General features: G+C 66.3%; 18 protein-coding genes. All 18 read right to left on the bottom strand.

Features of this window, described 5'->3' with window-relative positions:
- Positions 1-215: 215 nt before the first annotated feature.
- Positions 216-1,331 (bottom strand): hypothetical protein, encoded by a 1,116-nt coding sequence (locus ACUY1T_RS09610; protein ID WP_446022211.1) that lies wholly within the window; start codon positions 1,329-1,331, stop codon positions 216-218.
- A gap of 2 nt (positions 1,332-1,333) precedes the next feature.
- Positions 1,334-1,996 carry a hypothetical protein gene (locus ACUY1T_RS09605; RefSeq protein WP_446022209.1) on the bottom strand — a complete coding sequence of 221 codons (663 nt, stop codon included), beginning with the start codon at positions 1,994-1,996 and terminating at the stop codon, positions 1,334-1,336.
- 462 nt (positions 1,997-2,458) lie between these two features.
- Entirely contained in the window at positions 2,459-5,902 is a 3,444-nt protein-coding gene (locus tag ACUY1T_RS09600; protein ID WP_446022207.1) for a toxin VasX, read from the bottom strand.
- A 24-nt stretch (positions 5,903-5,926) separates the two neighbouring features.
- On the bottom strand, positions 5,927-6,829 hold the full coding sequence (locus tag ACUY1T_RS09595; protein ID WP_446022206.1) for a DUF4123 domain-containing protein: 903 nt from the start codon (positions 6,827-6,829) through the stop codon (positions 5,927-5,929).
- On the bottom strand, positions 6,826-8,880 hold the full coding sequence (locus ACUY1T_RS09590) for a type VI secretion system Vgr family protein (RefSeq protein ID WP_446022204.1): 2,055 nt from the start codon (positions 8,878-8,880) through the stop codon (positions 6,826-6,828). Before ACUY1T_RS09590 ends, ACUY1T_RS09595 begins: the two co-directional genes overlap by 4 nt.
- Before the next feature lies 1 nt (position 8,881).
- Positions 8,882-9,169 carry a type VI secretion system PAAR protein gene (locus ACUY1T_RS09585; RefSeq protein WP_197449157.1) on the bottom strand — a complete coding sequence of 96 codons (288 nt, stop codon included), beginning with the start codon at positions 9,167-9,169 and terminating at the stop codon, positions 8,882-8,884.
- Between the two features lie 32 nt (positions 9,170-9,201).
- A complete protein-coding gene (locus ACUY1T_RS09580; protein WP_446022201.1) occupies positions 9,202-9,777 on the bottom strand; it encodes a GNAT family N-acetyltransferase in 576 nt (191 codons plus the stop codon).
- Positions 9,761-13,414: a type VI secretion system membrane subunit TssM gene (tssM, locus tag ACUY1T_RS09575; protein ID WP_446022199.1), complete on the bottom strand. Its 3,654-nt coding sequence runs from the start codon at positions 13,412-13,414 to the stop codon at positions 9,761-9,763. Before tssM ends, ACUY1T_RS09580 begins: the two co-directional genes overlap by 17 nt.
- 64 nt (positions 13,415-13,478) lie before the next feature.
- Positions 13,479-14,909, bottom strand: coding sequence for a type VI secretion system protein TssA (gene tssA / locus ACUY1T_RS09570; RefSeq protein WP_446022198.1), 1,431 nt, complete (start codon positions 14,907-14,909; stop codon positions 13,479-13,481).
- A 7-nt stretch (positions 14,910-14,916) separates the two neighbouring features.
- Positions 14,917-15,573 carry a type VI secretion system-associated protein VasI gene (gene vasI / locus ACUY1T_RS09565; RefSeq protein WP_446022196.1) on the bottom strand — a complete coding sequence of 219 codons (657 nt, stop codon included), beginning with the start codon at positions 15,571-15,573 and terminating at the stop codon, positions 14,917-14,919.
- Positions 15,570-17,171, bottom strand: a complete 1,602-nt coding sequence (locus ACUY1T_RS09560; protein WP_446022194.1) for a sigma-54 interaction domain-containing protein — start codon at positions 17,169-17,171, stop codon at positions 15,570-15,572. The genes vasI and ACUY1T_RS09560 overlap by 4 nt, the downstream gene beginning before the upstream one ends.
- A 3-nt stretch (positions 17,172-17,174) precedes the next feature.
- Positions 17,175-19,910, bottom strand: a complete 2,736-nt coding sequence (gene tssH / locus ACUY1T_RS09555) for a type VI secretion system ATPase TssH (protein WP_446022192.1) — start codon at positions 19,908-19,910, stop codon at positions 17,175-17,177.
- Positions 19,911-19,918: 8 nt separating this feature from the next.
- Entirely contained in the window at positions 19,919-20,761 is an 843-nt protein-coding gene (gene icmH / locus ACUY1T_RS09550) for a type IVB secretion system protein IcmH/DotU (RefSeq protein WP_263581994.1), read from the bottom strand.
- A 3-nt stretch (positions 20,762-20,764) separates the two neighbouring features.
- A complete protein-coding gene (gene tssK, locus ACUY1T_RS09545) occupies positions 20,765-22,099 on the bottom strand; it encodes a type VI secretion system baseplate subunit TssK (protein ID WP_446022189.1) in 1,335 nt (444 codons plus the stop codon).
- The gene (tssJ, locus tag ACUY1T_RS09540) at positions 22,099-22,650 is read right to left on the bottom strand and encodes a type VI secretion system lipoprotein TssJ (protein ID WP_446022187.1); all 552 of its coding nucleotides are present in this window, start codon (positions 22,648-22,650) and stop codon (positions 22,099-22,101) included. Before tssJ ends, tssK begins: the two co-directional genes overlap by 1 nt.
- 41 nt (positions 22,651-22,691) lie before the next feature.
- The gene (tagH, locus tag ACUY1T_RS09535; RefSeq protein WP_446022186.1) at positions 22,692-24,074 is read right to left on the bottom strand and encodes a type VI secretion system-associated FHA domain protein TagH; all 1,383 of its coding nucleotides are present in this window, start codon (positions 24,072-24,074) and stop codon (positions 22,692-22,694) included.
- Between the two features lie 4 nt (positions 24,075-24,078).
- Complete coding sequence (gene tssG, locus ACUY1T_RS09530) at positions 24,079-25,098, bottom strand: type VI secretion system baseplate subunit TssG (RefSeq protein WP_446022184.1); 1,020 nt, start codon at positions 25,096-25,098, stop codon at positions 24,079-24,081.
- Complete coding sequence (gene tssF / locus ACUY1T_RS09525; protein ID WP_446022182.1) at positions 25,062-26,825, bottom strand: type VI secretion system baseplate subunit TssF; 1,764 nt, start codon at positions 26,823-26,825, stop codon at positions 25,062-25,064. Before tssF ends, tssG begins: the two co-directional genes overlap by 37 nt.
- Positions 26,826-26,837 lie beyond the last annotated feature (12 nt).

Below are 26,837 nucleotides of genomic sequence, written 5' to 3'. Positions count from 1 at the left end.
CTAATGAATGTGTGTTTCCGCCCCGCTGCGCGGTTTCAGGCAACAGCGGGGGCCAGGGCCTTCCTGGAGAAGGCCCAATGATTCACTAGCTCACTACGGGTTAACGCAGCGAATGTCTTAGAAACTTACCGCACGTTGGCTGCATTCATGTATTGACTTAAGTGAGCGATAACCACTCTGCTTGTTGGCAAAAGCCCGCTTTCGAGGAGAAAGCATCAGGCTTCGACTCCCTGCCGACGATAGGCTTCTGCGAAAACTTCTTCGACCGGTCGCTGCGGATCGCGTTGGCGAATCCGCCGAACCTCTTCCGACAAGCGCACCAGCTCCTCGCTGGGCTTGGCCCACTGCTCCTTGGGGAGTGGCTTGGACCATTCCACCATCTCCGGTGGCAGCGACTTGGTACCGGAGCGCCTAGCCAACCATGTCGTCCATTCAGCCAGATAGCCCGGCAGGGTCCAGAAAGTGAGCAGGTGATAAAGGTACCAACCCAAGGTATAGAACCAGCCTACCTCTCCGTTGCGGCGGCGCCGGTGAAGCCGGCGATGGGCGTTGCGAATGGTATGCGCTCCCTCCCAGGGGGGATCCCCCTCTTCCCGGATGGACAGCGGGCTCTGGATCTCATCGAGCGTGTTGATCTCGTACTCCATATAGCCGCGAAGCGCTTCCCATTCAGCAAGGGCCAGAGGCAAAGCCGGCGTCATGAACTCCGTTTTCACCCACTGGTCGGTGCCGGGCAGCACATAGCCGATCCCCATACCGTACTGTTGCTGCACGCCATATTGAGTAACACCACGCGTCTCGAAAACCCACGCTCGAAGTGATTCCCAAGGCACGAAAACTGGTGACCCATAACCATCACCATTATTTTTTTCTGGCACAAAGCAGACTTCTCGTCGCTGGCGATGAAAGCGCACGGGAATAGCCTTTTTTCGATCAATAAAAGCTTTAATCGTTACCAAAACCCCTACACTCATTCCAATGGATGCCATATAAAGCCCGTTCCTTACAAACCCATCGGAGAGTGCATTGAAGAGTCTTTCCGACATAAATGGCGACAATATTAGAGGAGCCACGACTGCCATCAGAAGAAACGACGCAAATGAGACCCCTAAAACTAGCTGGTTGCCAAAGACTCCAAACCATCCAACACCATAGTCCAGCCAGGTATCATTGAGTCCACTGACAGCCCCTTCGTTTAGCGCCGGCTCTCCCGTCGGGAGAGGTAGAGGTGCCAAGAAGGCGATACGGCCCCCTGGCAAAGGCTCTACATCACCAGCTCGCTGTGGCTGGGTGGGGTCGGGCCCAGAAAAGCCCTTGCGCTGTTTGTCCATCGTCAGGCTTCGACTCCCTGGCGACGATAAGCCTCGGCGAACACTTCTTCGACCGGTCGCTGCGGATCGCGCTGGCGAATCCGCCGTACCTCTTCTGACAGGCGCACCAACTCCTCGCTGGGCTTGGCCCACTGCTCCTTGGGGAGCGGCTTGGACCATTCCACCATCTCCGGTGGCAGCGACTTGGTACCGGAGCGTCTGAGTAGCCACGTTTCCAACTCAGCCAGATAGCCCGGCAGAGTCCAGAAAGTGAGCAGGTGATAGAGGTACCAGCCCAAGGTGTAGAACCAGCCTACCTCTCCGTTGCGGCGGCGACGGTGAAGCCGGCGATGGGCGTTGCGAATGGTATGAGCTCCCTCCCAAGGGGGATCCCCTTCTTCCCGGATGGTCAGCGGACTCTGGATCTCATCGAGCGTGTTGACCTCGTACTCCATATAACCACGAAGCGCTTCCCATTCGGCAAGGGCCAGAGGCAAAGCCGGCGTCATGAACTCCGTTTTCACCCACTGGTCGGTGCCGGGCAGCACATAGCCGATCCCCATACCGTACTGTTGCTGCACGCCATATTGAGTGATGCCACGCGTCTCGAATATCCATACGCGCAGCGACTCCCAGGGCACGAAAACCGGCGCCTCATAGCCCTCACCGTTCTTCTTTTCCGGCACAAAGCAGACCTCACGTCGCTGTCGGTGAAAACGTGTCGGAATTACCTTTTTGCGCTTTGAATGGACGGAAATAACACCCCAAAGGCCAGCAATTAGCACAGTGGCCGACATGTATAGGCCATTCCTTATAAAGCCATCAGAGAGGGCATTGAAGAGTCTTTCCGACATAAATGGTGATAGAACTAGAGGCATCACAACAGCCACTAGAAGAAACCCCTTAAAGGCTCCCCCCAGAACTAGTTGGTTGCCAAAAACACCGGGCCAGCCAGCGCCATAGTCTAGCCATGTATCGTTGAGCTCGCTGACTGCCCCTTCGTTTAGCGCCGACTCCCCCGTTGGGAGGGGGAGAGGTGCCAGAAAGGAAATACGCCCCCCTGGCAAAGGCTCTACATCGCCGGCGCGCTGCGGTTTGGTTGGGTCAGGCCCCATAAGGCTGTTTTTCTTGGCCATGTAGGCTCCCGTTTACGGATTCATTACCATGGTGCGCGGATCGATAGCGTACCAGCCATTCGGCTCGATGGGTGCCGTCATGCTATCGGTTGGTTGGTAGTGAGAACCCGGCCCCGTGCCCAGCGAGGGATTCAGATAGATCAGCTGAATATCATGGACGTTGGTCTGGTACTCTCCTTCATCATTCAAGCGCTCCAGACGAACGGCCACCGCATAGTGTTCCGGCGTAAAGCGTCGTGGGGGCACCACACCCCGAATGGCGACTCCCGTTGCGCTAGCCGTGGTAAGTAAGCCCAAGGAAGGCCCAAAGTCCTCCGTAATAGGGCTCCATAGCTCACCTGGCTGCGCCGGACCCGGCCCAGCACGGCGATTCCGAGGCTCAGGGCGTATCTGCCAAGCCTGGAAGGATATCCGTACTACGGGCCGCCCACCCAAGGGAGCCTGCAAGGCTTCTTTGGCAAGGCTAGGCAATACAATACCTATTAAATATTGGTCGTCACTCCGAGCCAGAGTGGCATGTACCGCTTGATTGATGGAAAGCAGCTCTTCCGTATACGTTTCAAGCGAACTATCCCGATTAGCGCTACCCCAAGGAGTGGTTTCCAGCCAGCGGTCATGCCGATCCAGGTTGTAGCGATTGTAGACCCAGGTGCCACCCAGTTGGAGCAGGGAAAAGACCAGCCCCAGCAGATTGACTCTTGCCAAGACCTGACCAAGGTACCTTCCAGCCACATCGAGAGTGACACGACGCAGAAGTACATCACGACCTGTGGTTATTGTTCGTTGCAGACCATAGAAAAAATTTCCTGCCAATCCGGCACTGCCGCCTGCTGCGGTAAGGGCCCCATATTGGGCGGTGCGGTTGCCGCTACGCAGCGCCGACTGCCAGTTGCTGAAGTCGTTGGCTAAGCTATATAGCGCCGCACCAAAACCTGCCGCATAGCCTAGAATACCTATAGCCAGATGCAGACGCCCCATCTGCGAGTAAACGGTCTTGGTGCCCGAAGCCCTTTCACCCAAGGCTTTGGTCATCGCCTGGGCATGGCTGGAAAGAGCGGTATGGCCGATTGCCTGAGCAGCCAGCAGACCAGCCGCTGCCGTACCGAATGCAGCCTGCCAGAACTTGGATTCCTCACCCTCTGCCAGTGGGTCTGTTGAAGAAGGCCTGTCTGACTCCTTGATCGTCGCCCAAAGATTGACCGCCTGGGCCAGGAAAACTAGCAGAGACAAGGCATCGCCACCCTTCGCCACTGGCGATGCCGAGCGGTAGCCCTGTCTAATATTGCGAATCATGCTTCCCGTCTGCTGTAGCTGCGTACTGGTGACCCCGCCACCAGCAGCCACCACGGTCAGACCAGCACGTGCCCTGCCCGCACTGCTGGCTTCGCTTGGTGAGGCAAGCCGTTCAGCGTCTACCGGCAAATCTTCCACCGGACTGATGGCTCGTGCCAGTTGCTCTTCCAGGGGAGTGAGGCGCTGCTGAATTTGCCGTTTTTCCTGCTCCAGATGTCGGTAGCCCTCTGTGCCGTGCTGCCTGCGATCACGCAACTGAGAGGTCTGGCTGTTCAAGCGTCCCAAGTTGATCCTCAACGCCAACACTTGCTGCAATAAGCGGCGGAAGTTTGCCACTTCAGCGTCGTTAGCCAGTTGAAAAGTTAACCTGCCCTCTCGGGCAGCGCTCATCAAGCGTTGCCCCAGAGCCTTGGGCAGGTCACGGAATATCTCCTCCAGCGGTGGCAAAGCGCCCGTCCCCTCCATGGCATGGGCAAGCGCTTCCATAGAACGAGCGATGCCTCTACTCACAGCAGGCGTCAAGTTCTCCCGCGCCATGACAGCCGTTGAACGAGTGTCGTCCGACAGCTCCGTGATATCGGGAAGCTTGCCTTGCTCCAAAGCATGCAGACGATCTGCCCACTCGTCGAGATTTTCCAAAAGCGCAATAGAGCGCGTTCCAACGCCGTAGCTAGCTGAAACAAGATTGCTCAGCTCGATAGCCAATGCACCTTGATCTTTCAGGGAGAGGGTATGGAAGAGCGGCCTGTCGTAAGCAGGGTTTCGTTCTAGCCAGTCACCGATGCGTTCGATAGTTTCATCATTGCGACAAATATCCTTGGTGCAGTTGTATTCGGCATCGAATGCCAGCGCTAGCTGCTCTTCATCTTGAGGGTCGAAATACCAGGCGGCCTTGTGAAGGCGATTTTGGCATAGCATCTCGGCGCGATCATGGCTTATGGCATCCAAGATCGTGCTCCAGCGGGCAAGTTTCGCGCCCTCGGCTACCAAACACTGTGTCATGCTTCCACGATCAATCAATTGGTCGATACCACGCTGGCCTAGGTTACGGCCATTGAGGGTATGAAAGGTTTCAAGATTGAGACGATTGATCAAATCCCGGTGTTTGGCATAGAGCTGCTCACCCAGTGCATCATGCATGGCAAGAAACGTCTGGACGTACTCATTGTCTGCAAATCGCTCATGCCGCCAGTGGGATTCCGTTCCCATGGGGATCGCACCCCGATGGTCCCGCCGAGCTATGAGATGATCGTAGATAGCCTGTCTTTGGCCTTCATTGGTATCTTCCAATAAAGCCAGCGTTGCTTCGTCACCCCCCTGGGCGCGGAGTAGTAGCCTATCCTCGTTCACTGTGATCAAGGAGTCTATGTAGCTGCCAAGGACATAATCTCGCTTGGTTTTTCCCCCTTCCTCCACTGCCCAGTCTTGATGCCACCCCACTACGTTGTCTTGGTACATCGCCAGGTCGCGCATGACGCCGATGTCATCGCGCACCACCAGGCACAAGCACTCGTCACGGTCCTCGACCTCATGCTGCTTGAGTAGCTTGCCAAGGCGAGACTTGTGGTAGTAATGGTCGTTTTCCCAGTGGTAGGCCTCGCCTTCCTGCTCATGGCCGCCTTCGGGCTGCTCCAACTCGGCATCTTCGGCGAATTCCGCGACCCACTCTTCCGCCTGGGCCGTGGTGATCAAGTGCTCGCCGCCCCCTGTGACAGGATTGGCGCCCGAGAGATCGACTGCCTGCATGAAGGCATCACGATCTTCCTCGCTCTCCAGCACCTGGGCACGCTTGGTGTCGGTCCACTTCACTTCAGAGAAGCAGACGTAGAGGATCCGATCCGTCTCGTATTCGAGCTTGCCACCGGTGATCTCATCACCCTGTTCACGAAACTCGTACTCGGCGAGTTCGTTGGTCTCGCCATCGAGCACATAGAGATAGCCGTTACGCAGCAGGCGAATGCCCAGCGGCCGCGCACTCAGGATGTAGGGCGTGGAGCATCCGGGTACCAGCTCCTCGACCAGGCCATAACGCAGCGGCAGCAGCTGCACCTTGCCGCTGATCAGCGGGCAGGTCGCGCCCTCCTCGCTATCGCGGCAGGAAAGTTCATAGGCGGCCAGGGCACCGTTGTCGCGGTCATCATTGGGTCGCTCGAAGGCAGACATGTGACATTCTCCCTATGTCGTAACTTAGGATTGTGAGGTTGTGGCCGCGCTCAGAGCGGCTTCGAGACGCTCGATTCCGCCCAGGCGTTTATCGCTCAGCTCGTGATAAAGGGGGGTATCGGTATGGCCATGCCACGTCAGGGTTCCTAGCTGGGCCATCAGGGTGCACAGCAGCGCCCATTCGCGAGGCGTGTTGAAGCCCATGTCGCGGGCTTCGCCGATAACCCGCTCAAGACAGGCATATCGCTGCGACTTCGGCGCGTCCGGCAACCAGCCGTTGCAATGTCGCTCGACGAAGCTCAGCAGTTGACGTGTATCTCGACGCAGATCGCAGACCTGGAGCCGGGCAAGCTGCACTTCCGACAGCCGGTAGCCTTCGGTGTCCAGTGCAATGGGGTCGGCTTGCACTTGAGCGGGCGAGCCATAGCCCCACTCTTCCGTCACGGCATTGGGCACGACCAACTGATCGATAGCCCCCCAAGGGACATGTGCCGGTGAGCTTTCAGCGATTAGCAGAGCTGACATGACGGCTGGATCGGCCAGGCGCAGCAGCATCGGAACCCCGCTGGGGTGTACGACCTGCACCAAGCGGCGCAGATGATCGGCCACTTCCAGCAGGCTGGCTTGGCCGATGATGAGATAACCCCATTCCGGCTCGAGCCCCTCCTCGAGGAAATGCTGCAACACCGGGTCGTCAGGACCAGATAGCCGTACCAGCCAGGGAGAAACGTGACTGACCGTCGCCCAAGGGGTTCCCGCGTAGAGCAGATCGGCCTCCAAACGCCCCTCGGACCACTCATAAAGCCGACGCGGTAGTTCCTGGACACGCACGCCATCGAGCAGCAGGTATACGTGCTGCTCGACGGGCCAACGCCATGGGCCACCCGTCAGCCCTCGGGAAAACGGCCAGCTCACTATATCCGTCACGCGCTACCATCCTTTTCGCATACGGGACACAGCGCTTTCTGTTGCAGCAGCGCCGCTTGCTGAGGAGCCTGTATCGGGGTGAACTCGGGCGCCGCTTCCGCCTCCCGCGGCAGCGCCGGTGCCTGGGCGGCCTGGCCGGAGCCGGAGCCGGGGCTGCCGCCGGAGTTGATCTTGACCTGGCTGCCGACGATGGTGACGCCGCTGGGGTCGAGCTTGACGAAGCTGCCGCCGGCCTTGAGGGTAATCTCGGCGCCGGCTTCGATCACCACCTTCATGCCCGCCTTGTGGTGGATATCCTGGCCGGCTTCGACGAGCTGGGCGCGGCCGTACTTCTCGTGGCGGCTGGCGTCGACGATCAGGTGGTCGTCGCCGTCGATCTGGGTGTGACGCTGGCCATGCACCGTCAGGTGATCGTCGGCGTCGATCTCGCCGATACGGTCGTGATGCACGGTGAGGAAGCTGTCGTTGCCGATCTCTTCGGTGCGGTCGTTGTGGGTCAGCAGCTCCAGGTCCTTCTGGGCGTGCAGCCAGATCTGCTCTTCGCCGGCCTGGTCCTCGAAGCGAAGTTCGTTAAATCCTTCGCCCTGGTGGCTCTGGGTACGGATCACGGTGCGCGTCTTGTGCGCCGGCAGTGCGTAGGGCGGCGTGTTGACGGCGTGGTAGGTGCGCCCGGTGATCAGCGGCTGATCGGGGTCGCCCTCCAGGTAGCTGACGACCACCTCGTGCCCGATCCGCGGGATGGCGATGCTGCCGTAGCCGCCGCCGGCCCAGCCCTGGGACACACGCACCCAGGCGCTGGCGGTCTCATCAGGCTCGGCGTAGCGGTCCCAGGGGAACTGCACCTTGACCCGGCCGTGTTCGTCGCAGTAGATCTCCTCGCCCTCGGGGCCGACGACGAAGGCGATCTGCGGGCCGTCGACGCGGGGCTTGGCGTTGGGCTTGGGGCGCCAGGCGCGGTCGGCGGGGGTCAGCACCAGTTCGTTGTCGAACTTGGTCATCTGGCCCATTCCTGCCCCGTCACTTTGGGTGAAGCCGTCCTCTTCCAGCGCCTGGGGCTGGCTGCCGTGGTGCGTCACCGCCACCACCTGCCAGTCGCGGTTGAGCTCACTGAGGTCGTGGTCGGTAAGGGTGAAGCGGGTGCCGGGGGCAAGCTCGGGCAGGTCGCTCTCGGCGGCGCAGGTCAGGGCGTCGCTTCTCAGGTGCTCGAGGCGAATGCGGGTGAAGGCCTCGCCGGAGGCGTCGGCCTTGTAGCGCCCGGGGTAGTCGTAGTGCTCGTAGTCGTCCCGTTGGGCGTGCTCTTCCAGGCCGTCGGCAGAGTATTCATGCAGCTGCGCGTAGGCGGGGTTCTTGAACGAGTAGTCCTTGAGCGTGACCGAGGCCGGGGCGACCCGGGCGAGCTGCTGGAGCTTGCGTACGTGACGGCTCGGCGGGGTACCGCCGGCACGGCCGTGGTAGGTGCGCTCGCCCAGGTGGGCCAGCACCTGGGGCGCGTCGGCGAACACCAGGCGGTGGGCACCGTTCGGCGCCGCTTCAAATTCATGAAAGTAGAACAGCCCTTCCTCGGCAGCCAGGCGCTGAAGGAAGGCGAGATCCGTTTCACGGTACTGGGTGAGGTACTCCCTTTCCTGCGGTTCCCGAGTGGCGGCAAAGGCCACATCCGTGAGGCTGCGCTCGTCGCACAGGGTGTTGATCACCGTGAGCGGCGAGACCTGCTGGAAGATGCGTGAATTCTGGCGCAGGCCGAGGCGCCACAGCGCCGGGCGAGCGACCAGCGAGTACATCGTACGGCGGTGGCCACGGTCGCCGCGGCCGAACTCGCTGACGATGGCGTGTACCCGGCGCAGCGCCTCGCCGTCCTGCCAGATCGTCAGGGTCACCGGGCGGTCGAGCAGCGCGCTGGCGGAGAGGCTGGCGTCGCGGCTGGCGAAGCGCAGCTTGAGGGTGAAGGGCGCGGAGAGCGCTTCTTCCAGGGAGAAGTCGACCACCGCCAGCTCGGCGCTGTCGGCCCCGGCGAGCGCGAGGGTGAATTGGAGTCCGGTTTGATTGGCCACGTCAGCTGCCCTCCCCGCTGGCGGAGCCGATCACCACGCCGCCACAGTCCACGGCGTGGCCGGTGAGGGCGGCGGGCTTGCCGTCGATCAGGATGCTGCCCGAGCCTTCGGCGATGGCACGCGGGTGGGTGGGGTGCTTGGGCTTGTCGTGCGGCGCCAGGGGGTCGCCCAGGCGCGCCGCCGGCTTGCCGTCGATCAGCACGGTCGGGCTGCCTGCGGTGACCGGCGTCGGCGGGAAACCGTCGTGGTCGGTGCCGATGTCACCCACGAGTACGAATTTGCGTCCCATCTATCGTTCTCCTGTCTTTGCGAGCTGGCTGGCTAGTCCCACTCCGCGGGCGCCTCGAAGCTGGCCACCTCGAAGGCGTTCACGTGCATGCGTTTGAAGCCGGCTTCCTCCAGGCTGCGTACGGCGGCCTGGCAGGCCAGGGGCAGCCGCACGTTCAGCGGCACGCCGCTCAGGCTGTGGCGCGCCGCCTGCAACAGGCGGGCGCCGTGGCCGCTGCCCTGCCACTCCTTCTCGACGAAAAAGAAGCGCAGCTGCCAGGCCGATTCGTCATCCGGCCGGCAAGCCAGCAGCATGCCGAGGGAGGGGCCTTCGCCGTGGCGCAGCTTGAGCAGCCGGCCCTGCCAGCGGGCGATGTTGCCGCCGTCACGCTGCAACCACTGGCCGCGCTGTACGGTGAACTCCAGCGCTCGGCGCAGGGTGATCAGGCGGGCCTCGTCGCGCAATACCCAGGGCGAGTGCCCTTGGGTATCGGCACGCCTGGCGGCTTCAAGGAAGCCTTCGATGTCTTCCATCGAGGCCTCTTCCAGCCCTTTCGCCTCCTCTACCGCGCTGGCAGGAGCCGCCTTCTGGCGTTCACCGCCGAACAGGCGCTTAAAGGCTGCCAACATCGAAACCTCCTTCGGCATACAGCGCGGTGGGCAGTTGAAAGCCTGCGACCAGCGGGCGGGTGAACGGGTTGCGCGCACCGGTGGCATACAGGCGATAGCGCGCCGAGCCGCCGTCGACCTGGAAGCGCAGCTCCAGGTCACGCTCGCTGGCACTGGTGATCTCCGCTTCGTCGAGCAGGCGGAACCAGGCCCAGGCACCGTCGCGGCTGAGGCTGCGCGGCGAGCGGTTGACCTGGCTCGGCACCAGAGTGATGCGGCTCTCGTTGCCGCCGCGCAGGGCGTTGGGCCAGATCATCGAGACCCGAGAGCTCGCGCTGTGGGCGTAGTCGATGATCTGACCATCGATGTTGATCACGCTGCGGCGCTTGTCGGGGCTTAGGCTCACCGGCTCCAGGGCGAACTCCACGTCGAGCACGCCGTCGCGGCCGAAGTAGGCCTGACGGATCTGCTCGGCGCGCTGGATGGCGGTGAACACGCTGTCACGCAGCAGCGGGCTGCCCTCGGCGTCGACCAGGTACTCGGGGGCCTCTTCGATGAAGGGCCGCAGGTTGTCCTGGTAGAAGCGGTCGAGAATGCCGCCGGCGGCGAAGAAGGCCTCGAAGTCGTTCAGCGCCACCTCACGCGAGGCGCTGGGCACCAGCGGGTAGCGGCCTGCCAGGCGCTCCTGGTAGGGCCCCACCACCTCGTCGAGCCACTGATGCTCGAGATGGCGAATGGCACTGGCCATCATCAGCTGCCAGCTCTGGTCGGCCAGGCTTTCGAGCATGCGATCCACCGGGGCCGGTGTGTTCTCGGCGATGCGCTTGAGGTTGTGGATGGGGTCGCCGCCGCGCAGCGCCAGGCGGTCGCGGGCGCTGACGAAGGCCGCACGGCCCGGGTCGCTGGCACCCTGCACTTGGCGCAGGTAGTCGCGCAGCTCGCCGATGGCCACCTTGATCTCGGCGATATCGGCGGGATTGTCGCCACGCGCATCGAGCAGCCCGTTGAGATCGCGGAAGTTGCGCTCGATCTCGCCGGCCAGGCGGTAGCGCGGCGAGCGCTCCAGCGCCTGGCGTGCCACCTCGTCGTCGGCCGGCAGCTCGGGATAGAGCCTCGTATGGTGGGCCACTTCGCCGAGCAGGCGGTCCAGCGGGCGGCTGGCGCCGAGCAAGGTATCGGCCACGAACACGGCCTGGTCGATATCGGGCAGCGGCACCAGGTAGAGGTCGTCGAGCACCTGACGCCAAGTCACGTGATAGTCGCTGACGTAGCGCTCGTGCAGGGCATCGCGCAGCTGGCGTTCGTCGGCGGCGCTGAAGGCGATGTCGTCGCGCTGGCCCAGCACCCAGAGGTCGATCAATGCCAGCTCGGTGGCCTGCTCGATCTCCTTGAGGAAGTAGCCCTCGAAGCCGTCGCGAGTCAGCAGGGTCGGCAGGCGCAGGCGCTCCAGCTCGTCGTCGCGGGCCATGAACACGGCGTTGAAGGAGGGGCCGACGCCCTGGTGCAGGTCGAGCGCCGCGCCGCTGCGGCTACCGCTGTTGGCCTTGAGGGTGGCGTAGACGCGCTCGTCCATGGGCTGGCGCGAGAGCTCCTCCTGGGCGGCCTGCAAGCTGCCGCGCAGCGCCGCCATGGCCTGCTCGGCATGACGATCGCCGGCGGCCACACGCCCTTCGAGGTCGGTATGCGCCATGGCGTAGGCGAGGTGGTCGAGCAGGCGCTCCTGCACGCTGCCGCGCTGGGGGAAGGCACGCTGCCAGCGCCGCTCCATGTACGCCTCGACCCGCTCGGGCTGGCGCCCGCTGGCATCGGACATCATGCGCAGCACGCGCAGCAGGGCCAGCTTGTCGTTGCTGCCGGCCTCGGCGCGGTTCATGTCATCCATGATGCCGATCATCAGCGAGGGCAGGAAGTGGTAGCTGAGCATCGCCAGGTAGGCGTCCTCAATCCCACGCCCCACCGCATGGCCCTGGTAGAGGCCCATGTCGGCCAGCCACGGCAGGTGCTCGCGATAGTCACCGAACTCCAGGGTGGCGGCGCGCAGGCGATCGAGGGGCTCCAGCAGCGCATAACCGGTGGGGTCGTCGCTGTGCAGCTCGTCGGGCTGGGCGGCCAGGAAGTCCTGGGCCTTCTCTTCCACCGCTGCCAAGGCCTGGGTGTTCTTCTGATAGAAATGGCTCCAGCCGCCCACCAGCGCCAGCCCGGCCAGCAGGCAGGCAAAGGCGCTGGCACGCCGCACACGGCGCCGACGCCGGGCGGCGCGGGCGTTGTCGCCGGCCAGCCCCGCCTCGGGATAGATCACCTTGTCGAACAGCTCCTCGGTGAAGTAGAGCGCGCTGCGTGCGGCGCGATGAGCCGGCTGGGTGGTATCGGCCATGCCGTAGCGGCGCGCGGCGGCATCGACGAAGGGATCCTCCGGCACGCCCTGCTGGTAGACCGAGGTGAAGTAGGTACCACGCACCATGGCGGCGGTGGAGTAGCGGTCGCTGGAGAGCGCCTCGCGCAGGAAGCCGAGCAGCACGTCGCGCAGGCCGGCGAGCTGGCGCACGAAGCGGAACACCGATTCGCGCTCCTCGCGGTCGCGGCATTCGGCCAGCAGCGTGGGCAGGCTGCGGTTGAGCCGCTCGAGCATGGCGTCGTAGGCGTCGGCGAATTCGTCGGCCCACTGGTCGACGCGTTCGACGCTCTCGGCGCTGAAGGTGAAGCCCAGCGGCGCCCGGCGCGCGGCACGGGAGTAGTGGCGGAAGAAGTCGTCGAAGCCGTGCAGCAGGTCCATCTTGCTGAAGGTGACGTAGACCGGCAGGCGCGCGCCGTGACGCTCCATCAGTTCGCGCATCCGCGCGCGCAGCAGCGAGGCGTAGGCCTTGCGCACCGCCACCCGGGCGTCGCTCAGGCGCGCCAGGTCGAGCACCAGCACCACGCCGTCCAGCGGACGCTGGGCGCGGTTGCGCTCCAGCCAGCCGACGAAGTGGTCCCACAGCCGGCTCTGGAGTTCCTGGGGCTCGCCGCCTTCCAGCGCGCCCTGGGTCAGCAGCTCGCCGTCCGGGTCGATCAACACGGCCTTGTCGCCGATCCACCAGTCGAAGCCGTACTGGTTGCCTTTCTTGCCCTGGCCCGACGCCTTCATCACGTGGGTCAGCGAGAAGTTCTGGCCGGAGCGGTTGATCAGGCTGGTCTTGCCGGCGTTCTCCACGCCCATCACCAGGTACCAGGGCAGCTTGTAGCGCGCCCCGGGGCCGGCACCGAGATTGTCGAGCAGCTCGTGCAGGGTGGCGTTGAGCGTCGCCTCCTGCTGCTCCACCTGGCCCAGCACCGGGTCGAGCTGCAGGCGTTCGTTCTGGCGCCGCTCGTCGTCCACCTCACGCAGCCGGCGAGCGAGGCGCACGCCCCACACCACGGCCGCCAGGGTGGCCAGCGCCAGGGTGGCGAGCAGCCGGTTGAGCCAGGGCGCCAGGGGGTAGCTGTCGCGTACCTGCCACATCGGCCCCAGCCACCAGATGGCGACGATCAGGGCGCCCAGCAGCAGCCACCAGAGCACGACGGTGAGCTTGCTCGCCTGCTTGCCGATACCCTGGGCCTTGTTGCCGTGCATCTTGGCCTGGTTGGCGTTGCTTTGTGCCCGAGAGGCGCCGGGTACCCAGCGACTCAGACCGGACTTCACACTTTTCCACATGAGCCTTAGCCCTCGTCCCTGTCGATGATGATGATGTTGTAGGTAGTGATGTTCATTTGCCCTTCTCCACCGCGCGCTCGAGCCGCTTGAGCAGCGCCGGCTCCCACTGTTCGAGACCCAGGCCCGCCAGCGACTCGCGCACCGCGCGATAGTGCTGGGCGGCCAGCGCCGCCAGGCCGGCATCGCGCAGCAGGTCGGCGCTGGCCAGCCGCCAGTAGGCGATCTCGCGCGGCGAGCGGGCCTCGGCCAGGCCGCGGTCGAGGCCCATCAGGGCCGCTTCCAGCCCTTCCGCGGCCAGTCTCTCGCGGGCTTCGGCAAGCCCCTCCTGCCAGGGGTCGCCGCCGGCTTCCTGGCTGCCTCCTGCGGCACTGCCCGGCGCGGCCTGCAGCCATTGGCGGGTCTCGTCGTCGACGAAGGCGCTGCCGTCGTTGAAGGTCAGCGACTCGATGCCAGGCAGGCGCTCGACGAAACGGCTCGCCTCGTCGCGAATGGCGGCGGCACAGCGCGGTTGACCGAGACGATCGGCGGCACTGGCGCTGAGGCGATGCCCCTCCAGCCAGTAGGGGCTCACCGCCAGGCTGTTCTCGATGCGTTTCCACAGCGCGATGTCGGCGCCGCGCGTGAGCGCCTCGCGATACTCCGCTACCCGGTCGGCGGCGGGCGGCACCAGCTCGGAGCGCACACCGTCGCGGGTGGCCGGCAGCGCCTGGATGACGCTCCAGATGGCATGGCGTCGGAGCCGGTAGCCGAGCGGGTCGCCGGGGCTCTGCTCGTTGAGGAAATCGGCCATCTTCAGCAGGGTCTGGCGATTGCCGCGCTCGTTGCCGGCCTCCAGGCGCATCTCGGGCAGCTTGGTCGTGGGCGATGCGGTGCTGGCCGGCGTAGCGCTTTCCGCCGCCGCACCGCGAGTGGCGGACGCGGCGCTTGAACCCGCCTGGCTGGGGCGGGCCTGGCGCAGCTGGCGCTGCAGGTCGACCAGGGCCTCGTCCGGCAGCTGGCGTGCCCGTGCCGCTTCCAGCAGCGCCTCGTTGGCGGCTTCGCAGGCCTGCTGCTCGTCGGCGGCATTGTCGAAATCGAGCGACTCCGCCAGCGCCAGGGCGCGCTGGGTGAACTGCCGGAACAGCCGCGGCCGCAGCCGCTCGCCCTGGACGCCACCATAGGGGTAGGCGTCGTCCCACCACTGTTCGAGGCTGCCCGCCAGCAGGCGCAGCGAGAGGGCGAAACGCACGCCGTCGCCGTCGCGCTGCAGGCAGTGCAGCAGGTGGCCGAGCACCTTCAGGTCCTTGCCCGTGGTGCTCAGCAGGCGCACGGCGCGGGTCTCGGCGCCCTCCCAGTCGACCCCGCCGTGCTGCAGCGAGCCGATCTTCATCATCTCCTCGTCGAGCCAGGCGTAATCGGCGCTGTCGTCGAGGGGCCTGCCGACGCCCTCCGGGGGGAGCGCGGCCAGCAGTTCCGTCAGCTGTGTCTGGTTGACGATTCGCATCTTTACCTCACCAGCGACAGGCGTCGCGCAGCGGCTGTATCGCCTGGCGCAGCCCGGCGATTTCGAAGCGCTGGCCATCGAGCACGGCCTGGTCGCTGCCGAACGTCAGCTCGTCGGCATCCAGCAGCTGCTGCAGCGTGGCGATGGCCGGCAACCCGCGGCCGCCACTGACTACGTAGCCACCGTCGCGGGCCTGCCAGACCTGCTCCAGTTCGCGGCCTCCTGCACGCAGGCGCACCTGAACCCGCGGCGCGTCCAGCGCCTGGGGCAGGTGGAGCTGGAAGCGCGTGATGGTCTTCTCGCAGGCGATGACCAACTGCGGGCGTGGCGGCACGCTGCCCAGCGCCGGCACGCTGATCAGCACGCCATCGCTGCGCTCGCGCACCAGCAGGCCCATGTCGTCACCTTCGCGCTCGGCCTCCTGGGCGTTGATCGAATGCCACAGCGCGGGGCGCAGATCCTCGCTCGCCACCGGCTCGTCACGGGTCATGAACAGCGCGTCGTAACAGCCCAGCCTATCCAGGCGCGAGGGCTCGATGGCGCACTCGCGGGCCTCGGCCACCAACGCCTCGGCGGCGGTGTCGCCCCAGGCGTCGGCCACCAGGGCCAGGCTTGCGGCCAGCGCCAGCCACGGCGCCCGGCGAAATATCAGGGTCGAACTCATTTGGCATCCAGTTCCAGCTGTCGGCACTTGTGTGCCAGGGTGCGCTTGGGCAGGCCGAGGCTCTCGGCCGCCAGGGCGCGATTGCCGTCGAACAGCAGCAGTCGCTGGCGGATCAACTCCGCCTCGTAGTCGCGCAGGGCACGCCGCAGGTCCTGCACGCTGTCAGCCGTCGCGCTGAGCTGCGGTGTCCACGCGGGATCGCCAGCGTCGCTCGTTTCCGCATCGGCCCGTTCGGGCAGTGCCGCCGGAGCAACATCCTCTCCCGGGCGGGTCATGGCGCAGGCGTAGTCGATCAGGTTCTTCAGCTCGCGGACGTTGCCCGGATAGTCGCGCTCGCGCAGCAGGCGCAGCGCGGCCGGGGTGATCCCCATCTCGTCGCGCCCCTCGCGGGCGCAGAAGTCGGCGACGAAGGCCTCGGCCAGCTCGGCGATGTCCTCGCTGCGTTCGCGTAGCGGCGGCAGGGTCAGCGGGAACTGCCCCAGTCGGTAGTAGAGATCGGCGCGAAAGCGCTGGTCGCGAATCCGTTCGCGCAGCGGCTGATGGGTGGCCGCCACCAGGCGCAGGTCGGCGCGCCGCTCTTCGTTCGCCCCCAGCGGCCGGTAGCGTCCGTTTTCCAGCACCCGCAGCAGCTTGGCCTGCAGCGGCAGTGGCATGTCGCCGATCTCGTCGAGGAACAGGGTGCCGCCGTCGGCCTGGCTGATCAGCCCTTCGCGGGCCTGATCGGCGCCGGAGAAGGCGCCCTTGGCGTGACCGAAGAGTTCCGACTCGAGCAGCGACTCGGGAATCGCCGCACAGTTGATCGCCATGAAGGCTCGCTGGCTGCGCGCCGAGAGCTGGTGGATGGCGCGCGCCACCCGGTCCTTGCCGGTGCCGGTCTCGCCCTGCAGCAATACCGCCAGGTTGGTCTCCGCCGCGCGCACCACCTGGCTGCGCAATGCCTGCATGGCCGCCGACCCTCCCAGCAGTTCGCCGGCCAGCCGCTCGGCCAGCGCCTGGCGCCGGGCGCCATCGTTGAGCTGGGCAAGCGACTGGCGCAGGCTCGCCTCGCGCTGGCGTTCGCCCTGGTGGCGGGCCAACCCCGCCCACAGGCGGCACAGCAGCGCCTCGAAGGCGGCGAACTCGGGATCCGCCTCGAGCCGGGCGAGGACTTCCGTCTCGCCGGCCATGGCCAGGGCACCGAGCCACTCGCGCTTGCCGTCCAGCGCCCGCAGCGGACGCACCACCAGCTGCAACCCGCCGGGAAGCGCCGCCACCTGGGCCTGGAAGCCGGCATGATCGAGCCGTGAGCGCGCCTCCACCAGCCCCAGTCGCAACGGCTTGCCCTGACGGATGGCATGGGCATAGGGGTGACGAAAGTCGTCGCAATCGAAGCGAACGTCGTCGCTGTCGCCGCCCAGCCAGCGGCCGCTGCCGTCGAGATAGAGACAGGTGACCCAGGCCAGGCCATGGCTGGCCTGGAGGATACCGCCGGCGCAGGCGCGCAGCCCGGCGGGCGAGGTGCTCTCGACCAGCGCCAGCGCGCGTGCCATGCCGCCGAGGCCGGGCCCCGTCGGCAAGCCACCCTCGCACCAGCGCATGTCGATCGCCTTCGCCGTCATCGCCTACCCCACCTCCGCGGTAAAGGCGCCCGCCGCGTCGACGCCCAGCGCCACCCGGGTGACCGGCTCTTGCCGCGCCAGGCGGTCGAGCAGCGCCCGCGACACCGGCGGCAGCAGCTCGCCGTCGATCACCGATTCGAGCATGCGTGCGCCGTTCTCGCTGCGGGTGGCGCGGGCACAGATGGCGTCGCGCAGGGCCTCGTCGAGTACCACCTCGGCCTGGCGGTGGCGCGCACGGATGCGCTCGGCCAGGGTGTCGAGCTTGGCCGCCACGATGTCGCGCAGGGTGTCGGCGCCCAGCGGGAAGTAGGGCACCACCTCCATGCGCGCCAGCAACGCCGGCTTGAAGAAGGCGGCCAGCACCGGGTAGAGCGCATCGTCGAGCGCCGCGGGCTCGTCGGCATGGGCGACGATGGCTTCATAGCCCAGGTTCGAGGTGAGGAAGAACACCACGTTCTTGCAGTCGATCAGGCGCCCTTCGCCGTCGGCCAGCTCGCCCTTGTCGAAGGCCTGGTAGAACAGGTTGAGCACGTCCGGGTGGGCCTTCTCGACCTCGTCGAGCAGCACCACCGAGTAGGGCCGCTGGCGGATCGCCTCGGTCAGCAGGCCACCCTCGCCGAAGCCCACGTAGCCCGGCGGAGAACCGATCAGCCGCGATACGGTGTGCTTCTCCTGGTACTCGGACATGTTGATGGTGGTGAGGAACTGGCGCCCGCCGTAGAGCCGCTCGGCGATCTGCACCACGGTCTCGGTCTTGCCCACGCCGCTGGGACCGACCAGCAGGAAGGCGCCCAGCGGGCGGCCGGGGCGGCGCAGGTCGGCGCGGGCGGTAAGCAGGTGGCGGTGCACGCGCTCGATGGCCGTGTCCTGGCCCTGCACCAGCCGGCCGAGATGTTCGGGCAGCTCGGTGAGGCGGGTCAGCTCGTCGCTGGTCATGCGCTCCACCGGCACGCCGGTCCAGTCGCCGATGACCTGGGCGATCTGCGCCTCCTCGACGCTGGCGTTGACCAGCGCGAACTCCTGCTGCAGCTCGGCCAGGCGCGCCTCGTGGGCGGCCAGCTGGGCATGCAGATCGACATCAGCGGCAGCGTCATCCGGTTCAACCGCGTCAGCCGCTGCTTCACCGTCGATTTCGCTGTCAGTGTCGATTTCACCGACGACTGCATTGTCGATACCTGCCTCGGCCTCGGCACTGGCCTGCTCGACGGCGGCCTCATTGTTGCCCGCATCGAGCAGCTGGCGATGCAGGGCGATGATGGCATCGACGCACTCGCGCTGGTCGGCCCAGGCCGACTCGAGCCGTTCGACCTCCTCTTCCAGCCGCGCCAGGCGGGCATCGAGCTCGGCCTCGCGGGTGGCGTCGGGACTGCGCCCCAGCAGACGCTCGCGGTCGAGCTGCTCGCGCTCGCGCTGGGCGGCGATATGTTCGCTCTTGAGATGGCTGAGCCGGCGCGGCGGGGTATCCAGCGCCTGGGAGAGCCGCGCGCAGGCGGTATCGAGCACGTCGATCGCCTTGTCGGGCAGCTTGCGGCCGGCCAGGTAGCGCGCCGAGAGTTCGGCGGCGGCACGCAGGCCGCTGTCGCCGACCAGCACGCCGTGGGCGGTCTCGTAGGTATCGCGCAGGCCGCGCAGGATCACCAGCGCCTGGTCGATGCTGGGTTCGGCCAGGGCCACCGGCTGGAAGCGCCGCGACAGCGCCGGGTCCTTCTCGAAGTATTTCTTGTACTCGCGCCAGGTGGTGGCGGCGATGGTGCGCAGCTCGCCGCGGGCCAGGGCCGGCTTGAGCAGGTTGGCGGCATCGCCGCCGCCCTCCTGGTTGCCGGCACCGATCAGGGTGTGGGCCTCGTCGATGAACAGCAGGATCGGCCGGGGCGCGGCCTTGACCTCCTCGATCACCGCCTTGAGGCGCTTCTCGAACTCGCCCTTCACCGCGGCGCCGGCCTGCAGCGCACCGAGATCGAGGCTCATCAGCTCGACGTCGGCCAGCGCCGCGGGCACGCGGCCCTCGACGATGCGCGCGGCAAGCCCTTCCACCACGGCGCTCTTGCCCACCCCGGCGTCGCCGATGACGATGGGGTTGTTCTTGCGCCGCCGACCGAGGATGTCGAGCATCTGGTCGATCTCGGGGTCGCGGCACAGCACCGGGTCCAGCTCGCCGCGCCGGGCCTGTTCGGTGAGCGAGGTGGCGAAGCGCGCCAGGGCGCTGTCGCCCTGGGTGGCCTGGGCCTGGCGACGCCCGCCCTCGTTCGGCTCGGCGCGCGGCGCCTCGGCGGAGTCGGCGGCCAGTCGCTCAAAGCCGCGACGCAGCCCTTCACGATTGATCTCGGCCAGCAGCGCGGCGCTTCTCGGCCCCAGGTAGCGCCCCGCGTTGTGCAGCAGGGTGGTGAAGATCAGGCCGCTGCGCAGGCTGTCGTAGGCGAACTCGGTGGTGGCCAGCAGCCAGGCATCCTGCAGCAGCTCGACCAGCAGCGGCGAGAAGCTCGGCGTGGTCACGGCGACGTCGCGCGGCGGCCGGGTCTCCTCGGCCAAGCACGCGCGCAGCTCGAAGACGTCGACGCCCTGCCCTTCGAGCAGGCAGCGCAGGTCGCACAGCGGCTGGTCGATCAGCGCCTGCAGCAGGTGGCCGACGGTGACTTCGGGGGCCTGCTGTTCGGCGCACAGCACCGCGGCCTGCTCCAGGCCTTGGCGGGATACGGCATTGAGGCGGCCGATGAGCGCGGGAAGCTCTACCCTGAGCATGGGATCTCCTAACGGTAAATCTGGTCGAGAAGGGTGCCGACCTGGGCCGCTTGCTGATCGAGCGTCCAGGCGAAGCCCAGGTAGGTGCCGGCCATGACCACGGCGAACAGCGCGAATACGGCCCATACCGGCAAACCGCGCCCGCGGTGACGCCGACCCGGCATGACGTTGTCGAGCGGCCGGGTCAGGCTGTCTTCCGGGGTATCACCGAGCGCTGCCAACTGGTCGCCGAGGGTGCGCACGATGTGCTCGTACTCCTCGCGGCCGTGGTCCATGACCTTGTAGCGCCCCTCGAAGCCGAGACACAGGCAGAGGTAGATGAACGCCAGCATGTCGCGATAACGCTGGGGCTCCTGTTGCAGGCGCGAGAGGATCGAGAAGACCTTCTCGCCGCCCCAGGTCTCGTTGTGGAAGCGCGTCAGCAGCGAGTGCTCGGCCCAACTGCTCTGCTGCCCCCAGGGCGTGCCCATCACCGCCTCGTCGATGAACGAGCAGAGTACGTAGCGAAAGGCCAGCAGCGTGGGCCGGTCGTAGCCCTGCTCGGTGAGTTCGACTTCGATCGCCGAGATCTCGTCGACCACCTGGCGGTAGAGCCGGTCGAGGTCGCTCATGCCGTCGAGCTGGCGTACCCGCACCACCATGCCCAGCAGCGAACTGGCGGCGTCCACCAGCGGATTGAGGTTGTACCCGCGCAGGCGGAACCAGTAGTCCTCGTCGGCATCGAGATGTTCGGCGTGGCTATGAATCAGATGATCGAGCCCGCGTTCGTCGATGCGGTCTTCGTGCCGGCTGGGGCTGAAGCGCGCCACCGAGCCGGGGTTCGATTCGTATTGCGTGGCAAGTTCTTGCATGGCTTAGCTCCTGATCGCCCAGAACTGCATTTCAAGCCCGGGGAATTCCCCAGCCACGTGGAAGGCGAAGCCGCTGGCGCCGTCGAGCATGCTCCAGGCCTGGCTCTGCCGGTCGAGGCGGAAGTAGCTGTAGCCGGCGTGGTAGGGCAGCTCGCGCGGGGCCACCGGCAGCGGCTCCAGCGGTACGCCGGGCAGCTGCAGGCTGATGAGGTCGCGGATTCGCTCCACGCTGGCCACCTTGGTCTGCTGCAGGAACAGCTTGCGCAGCCGCTCGTGGGGCATGTCGGCGCGCACCGCCAGGATGAAGTCGGCGCTGTCGAGCAGGGCCGGGTCGGCGAGCGGGGCCACCAGCAGGCCATAGCGCCGCGACTGCAGCTGGATCGCCAGCGCGCGTGGCTCGAGTACCGTGGAGAGCGCCTGGCGCAGGCTCTGCATGAGCTGGCGGAAGGCGCGCTCGGGGTGGTCGTGGTCGTAGGCCGGGTATTCCGGCGGCAACCGCGACTCGTCGGTGAAAGTCACCAGCTCGCTGGCGGTTTCGAGCATGGTGGCGAACAGCCGCTCGGGGTGCAGGTGGCCCAGGCGCGCCAGGTGCTGGAAGCGCGGCTGGGCGCGGTTGAGCAGCTGCAGCAGCATGAAGTCGGAGACATCGGCCACGCCGGCCTGGTGGGGCGAGGCGAGACGATGGGCGATGTTGCGGGCGCGCTCGCGCATCAGCCCGGCCATCTCGCCGACGAAGCGCTGCAATACCGGCGCCGCCTGCACGTTGAGCAGGGTGGGGATGAACTGCTCGTCGAGTACCAGGCTGCCGTCGGGGCGCCGCTCATGGATGCGCGCCACCGCCAGGCAGGTGTAGGCGCTGCGGTCGTCGCGCTCGAGCAGCAACCGGGGGGCGACCCGGGCAACATCGAGCATGGCGGTGTCGCCGTCGCGGGAGTGCAGGTCGCGCACGCTGCGCTGCGCCAGGCGATAGCGGGTCGGCAGGTCGTCGTCGGGCCAGCGCACCTCGCCCACCGCATCGGTGGCCAGCGGCAGGCACAGGTAGACGAGCTGGTTGGCGATGCCGGCGTCGTCGATCTCCAGCGGCTGCGGTTCGACATCGTCGTCAGGCAACTGGAACGCCGTGCCGTCGGGCATCACGCCGCTGGCACGGCTGATGGCGATGCGCCCGAAACTCAGGTACTCGGCGTTGAGTTCCAGCGTCTGGAAGCCGTACAGCGCGTGGCTGACGCCGCGCAGACGCGCCTCGAGCAGGCCCTCCAGGCTGCGCTGCTGCTGCTGGAAGTGCTGCGGCTTGATGAACAGCCCTTCGCTCCATACCACTCGGTTGCGGCTGGCCATCAGTCTTCCTTCCTCAGCTCGGCCTCGTCGGCACGCAGGTGCACCAGCAGGTGATAGTCCTCGCTGCGTGTCGTCACCTTCACCACCTTCTTCCACTCGGCCTGGTCGGGATCGCTGTAGAAGGCAATCAGGCCGATGTAGCGGGTCTCCTCGTCGATCTCGAACGGCTCGTAGAACTTCCACTGCCCGGGCAGCAGAGTGAAGTCGTCATGCGAGAGGTAATTGGTGCCCAGGGCGCCTTCGAGGTCGTCACGAAGTTGGGTGTGATCGGCCGCCATCAGCATCGAGTCGTCCTTGAGCTGCAGGATCTGGAAGCGCAGCGGCGTGCCGTCGCCCTCGACGTTGGGGTTGACGTCGGGCTCTGCCAGCATGGCGAGGTCGACCGTGGTCGGCCGATCCTCGGGGTAACCCACCGGAATCGACGGGTCGCGCATCACCTGCCAGGCCTTGCCGGCGGCCTCGCGGGTCGAGGCACAGCCGCTGAGAAGGAGCGCCAGCAGCACCACCGCAACCCACAGCAGGGAACGTCTCGAAGTTCGATTTGTGCGCAAATGTCTTGTGCTCATGTTTCCTGCGTCCCGTCTTGTTGTGTTCACTTGATTTCGCGCTGCTGGCGTCGCACCGACTGGTCGTAGGCCTGCTCGAACACTTCCCAGAACAGCTTGGCGAAGCCCTGCTGGCGGCCGGAGTTGAGCTCCTGGTAGTAGTGGCGGTACATCTCCCACGCCCAGCTGCCTTCGTCTTCCAGGCGATTGCCGGCGCCGCGGTAGGCGTGGAAGCGCTTCAACAGGGCTTCCGGGGCGAAAGCGTCGAGAATCGCCTGCAGCGCCTCGCCGATGGCCTCCTCCACCGCCGCTTGGTGCTGCCCTTGATGGGCCAGGCACTCGGCCACGGCGGCCGGCGCCGACAGGTGCACCGGGCTGCGGCGCGCGGAGAACATGGTCTCCACCGTGTCGCGGTAGGGCTGGCCCAGCCGCAGCGGATTGTCCTCGATCGGCTGCAGGCGGCGATCCCGCAGCGGGTAGCGGCTGTCGTCCTGGGCGCGGTGGAGCGCCTGCAGGCCTTCGATGGCGGCGCGCAGGGTCTGGCCGGCTTCGGCGACGAAGTTGAGCTGCTCCTCGCTGTCGGCGAAGCGCAGTTCGGCCCCCAGGGCCCGCAGCAGCGGGTCGGTGCCGGCGGGACCAGCGCTTGCTGGCACGGTATCCTGCCAGCGCTCCTCGAGCTGCTCGCCGACCGAGCGTTCCAGATCGTTCAACAGCCCTTCATCCATTTCCCGGTTCATCGTTGTATCGTCCTCGTAACGTCGAATCGTCGGCGCCGCCTCGCGCCGTGCCTGCGGTTCATGTGATGTTCCTTCGCTCCAGCCCGGCTCCTCCAGGGTGTCGAGCAGCGTGCCGTCGTCGGCACTCAGCTCACCCTCATGGGATAGCGCCATGAGCGGATCGCGCTGGCTGGCACCGGGCGTGGCCTCGCCCAGCGCCTCGAGAGGGTCGTCGCGTCGCGGCGGTGCGAACGCCGCCGCCGGCGTGGCGCGGTAGGGCACCACGCCATGCCCGGCCAGCGCCTCCTGCTCTTCATCGATCAGTGCGGCGAGCGGCTGGGAGCCGGGTAGCCCGGCCTGGCGGTCACCGAGGTGCACGCGCACCCGATACTCGCCGAGACCCAGTTCGTCGCCATCGCGCAAGGCCACCCGCCGGTCGCGGCCCAGCGGCAGCGTGGCCTGGTTGATCGAGGTGAGGCCGCTGCGATCGATCAGGCAGAACTGGCCGTCGATCTGGCGAATCTCGGCATGTGTGGGGCGGATACGTCCGGCGTGGTCCTGCAGCAGCCAGTCGTCGCTCTCGGCGCTGCCCAGGGTGCCACCCGCCAGCGGGAAAACGTGGCTGCTGGTGGAGCGCCCTTCCAGCCGTTCGCTGTTGATCACCACCAGGGTGACGGCGCTTGCGGCGACCTGGGGCCGGGTGAAGTTAGACATCGCGTTACCCTGTCATCTGAATGCGTACCCGGCGCCGCCTCGAAGCGGCGCCGGATTGGGGATTGACGAAAGTGGTCCAGCCGAGCTGGCAGCAACCTTGGTCGCCGAGCCGCATCGGCTGTACCGCGCTCTCCAGCAGTTCCAGCTCCAGGTCATAGGCCAGCGGCTCACGCAGCACGAAGCTCACCAGCGTCTTGAGCGGCGCATGCTCGCGGCCGTCGGGCAGGAAGTCGCGAAAGCGGGCGAGGCCGAGCCCCTTCAGGCACAGGGCGAACTTGCCGCCCACGTCGGCGACCCGCTCACCGGCCACCATGTCCTCGCCCAGGGTCATGCCCGAACGGCCGGTGCGGCTGCGCTGGTCTTCGGGAATCTCGACCCAGCGGTGCACCCACTGCTCGACGCTCACGTCGTCGAGATCGAAGCAATGGCCGACCACGCTCTCGACCACCTCCGGCGAGCGCGAGCGCCCCGCCAGCAGGCCGGCATAGGCGAGCATCTTGCCCCAGTTGATCGGCGTCTCGCCGCGCAGCTCCTCGTCGGCCAGCCCCACCAGGGCGAACACCGCGGCGGAGAAACCGTCGCTGGCGCCGTCCTGGTAACGCACGTAGTGGCGGTACTTGCGCCAGCTGCGATGCACCAGGGTCAGCAGGCGGTGATTGAAGAAGTCGAGGAAGTCGCGGGCGACGCCTTCGTGGTGGGCCGCCTCGTGGGCCAGCGACTCCAGGTAATAGCCGGGCAGCGGCGACTGGGCGCCCTGCAGGCCGAAGAAGCTGACCTCCAGCGCGTACTCGCCACTGGGGCGGGATTCGAGCGCCACCACGTCGCTGCCCGGAAAGCCGAGCGACGCCGAGGCGCTGAAGCGCACCCGCTCGCGGCCCGGGCGCACGTTGGCGACACGCTCGAGGTCGTCGTCGTGATGGCGATGCAGCAGCTCGACGAGCTGGTAGAAGTCATAGCGCCGGGCCCCCTCGATCAGGGCCACCGGGGCTAGATCAGGGGTTGTTGGCCCGACTGTAAGGTCCATGCGTAACGCTCTTGGTTGTGGCGATTGACGACGTGCAACTCATGGAACGAGTTGATGCTGGCGTAGAGCGAGAAGAAGCGCGCCAGCACGCTGCCGAACAGGTAGAGGCCGCCCTCGTCGCCGAAGGCTTCCTGATCCAGGGTCATCACCGAGCGCAGCCCGCGCACCGGCAGTCCGCGCTTGAGGCGGTCGATGGAGCGGGTCTCGATGCCCACTACCCCGGCCAGGCGCTTCTGCGACATGCGCTCGGCCTGACGGTCGACCAGTGCACGGAAGTCGTAAGCGCGCAGCACCGAACACAGGGCATCGCGCTCGAGCAGCGACAGGTAGTTGAGCGACAGGTTGGAGATCAGCGTCCATAGCAGGCTGCCGTCCAGGGTCGGGCGCAGTGCCGGCGTGGGCCGAGTGATGTTGCGATAGGCAGCGAACACCGGACTGGTGTCGGTGGAGGCGCTGATATCGCCTACCGCCAGGCGCTCGGGCAGGGTGCGGTTGCTGCAGGTCAGGCGCAGCGAGATGGTTTCGCGCATGCCCAGGCAGGCCTGCTCGTCGCCGCGCACGAAGGCGATGTCGTGGTCGAAGCCGTCCCCACGCAGGCTGTCCCGTACCCGCACCCGGAAATAGCGGGCCTCGCGGCCGCGGTCGCGCTCGATCTGGTGCTGGAAGCTCTCGAACGGCACGTACTGGCGCGGTTCGCCGCGCATCTTGCCGGTATCGCTTTCCAACCAGCCCTGCACCGCATCGACGCTGAACACCTCGTAGTGCTCCGGCGCGCGGCTGCTGGGCCGAATGCGGTACTCGCTGCGCTCGCCGTTGAGATCGATGGGGTCGGCATCGTGGCTGAACAGATTGATCGCCGGCGTACAGTAGAGCGCCAGGTGCTCGTCGCGCACCTTGGCGTCGGCCGGCAGCGTGCGCGAGAAGACGAAGCGCAGCACGATCCGCGAGGCATGCCGCGCCGGAAGCAGGCGGCCCAGCCCTACCAGGTCGACGAAGTGGAAGGCCTCGGGGAAACAGAGGTACTCCTGCAGGATGCGATAGCCCTGGTGCACGTTGCGCGGATAGGGCAGCAGCGCATGCCCGGGCTCGAAACCCACCGGTTTCAGCATGTCGCGGGGCAGCGGCATGACGGCACCGTCGATTTCCAGCTCCAGGCGCGACAGGTAGTGGCCGAGCCACAGGTAGAGGCTGCGCGCGGTATAGCCACCGCCGCCCAGGTGCAGGCGCAGATGATCGATGCCCAGGGCATCGAGCGATTGGTCGCCGTCCACGTCAAGCGCGAGTTCGACGATCGAGGATTCCCGCGAATGCCTTGCCTCGACGCCGCCATGCAGCAGCGGGTAGAGCGACACATCGTGGCAGGTGCGGAAGCGGCAGGCGGTGCCGTCGATCGGCCGCGACGCCAGCGTGGTGCCGACAGCCACGTCCTGGCGGCCGCTCAGCGCCCCCTGCTTGGGCGTGAACTGCATGATCGTCATGCTCGGCACCGGACGCAGGTAGTTGGGCCACAGCATGGCGATCAGCGAGTGGGTCAGCTCGGGGAACTCGTCCTCGACCTTCTCGCGCATGCGTCCGGTGAGGAAGGCGAAGCCCTCCAGCAGGCGCTCGACGTCCGGGTCGGTGCTGCGTTCGGAGAGGAAGCGGCTGAGCCCCGGGTTGGCCTCGGCGAACTCCCGCCCCTGCAGCTTCAGGTAGTCGAGCTCATCCCGGTAATAACGATTGAGCATGCGCTTCTCACT

This window comes from Billgrantia sp. Q4P2 (assembly GCF_052806135.1).
The sequence above is the reverse complement of the archived record's forward strand: the minus strand, read 5'-3'. Positions and strand labels throughout refer to the sequence as shown.

Bases quoted from the DNA above. Each gene is read 5' to 3' on its own strand.
- tssK (WP_446022189.1), bottom strand. From the start codon at position 22,099: ATGGCCAGCCGCAACCGAGTGGTATGGAGCGAAGGGCTGTTCATCAAG.
- ACUY1T_RS09610 (WP_446022211.1), bottom strand. From the start codon at position 1,331: ATGGACAAACAGCGCAAGGGCTTTTCTGGGCCCGACCCCACCCAGCCA.
- icmH (WP_263581994.1), bottom strand. From the start codon at position 20,761: ATGCAAGAACTTGCCACGCAATACGAATCGAACCCCGGCTCGGTGGCG.
- tssH (WP_446022192.1), bottom strand. From the start codon at position 19,910: ATGCTCAGGGTAGAGCTTCCCGCGCTCATCGGCCGCCTCAATGCCGTA.
- ACUY1T_RS09560 (WP_446022194.1), bottom strand. From the start codon at position 17,171: ATGACGGCGAAGGCGATCGACATGCGCTGGTGCGAGGGTGGCTTGCCG.
- ACUY1T_RS09600 (WP_446022207.1), bottom strand. From the start codon at position 5,902: ATGTCTGCCTTCGAGCGACCCAATGATGACCGCGACAACGGTGCCCTG.
- ACUY1T_RS09580 (WP_446022201.1), bottom strand. From the start codon at position 9,777: ATGTTGGCAGCCTTTAAGCGCCTGTTCGGCGGTGAACGCCAGAAGGCG.
- tagH (WP_446022186.1), bottom strand. From the start codon at position 24,074: ATGTCTAACTTCACCCGGCCCCAGGTCGCCGCAAGCGCCGTCACCCTG.
- tssA (WP_446022198.1), bottom strand. From the start codon at position 14,909: ATGCGAATCGTCAACCAGACACAGCTGACGGAACTGCTGGCCGCGCTC.
- vasI (WP_446022196.1), bottom strand. From the start codon at position 15,573: ATGAGTTCGACCCTGATATTTCGCCGGGCGCCGTGGCTGGCGCTGGCC.
- tssF (WP_446022182.1), bottom strand. From the start codon at position 26,825: ATGCTCAATCGTTATTACCGGGATGAGCTCGACTACCTGAAGCTGCAG.
- ACUY1T_RS09585 (WP_197449157.1), bottom strand. From the start codon at position 9,169: ATGGGACGCAAATTCGTACTCGTGGGTGACATCGGCACCGACCACGAC.
- tssG (WP_446022184.1), bottom strand. From the start codon at position 25,098: ATGGACCTTACAGTCGGGCCAACAACCCCTGATCTAGCCCCGGTGGCC.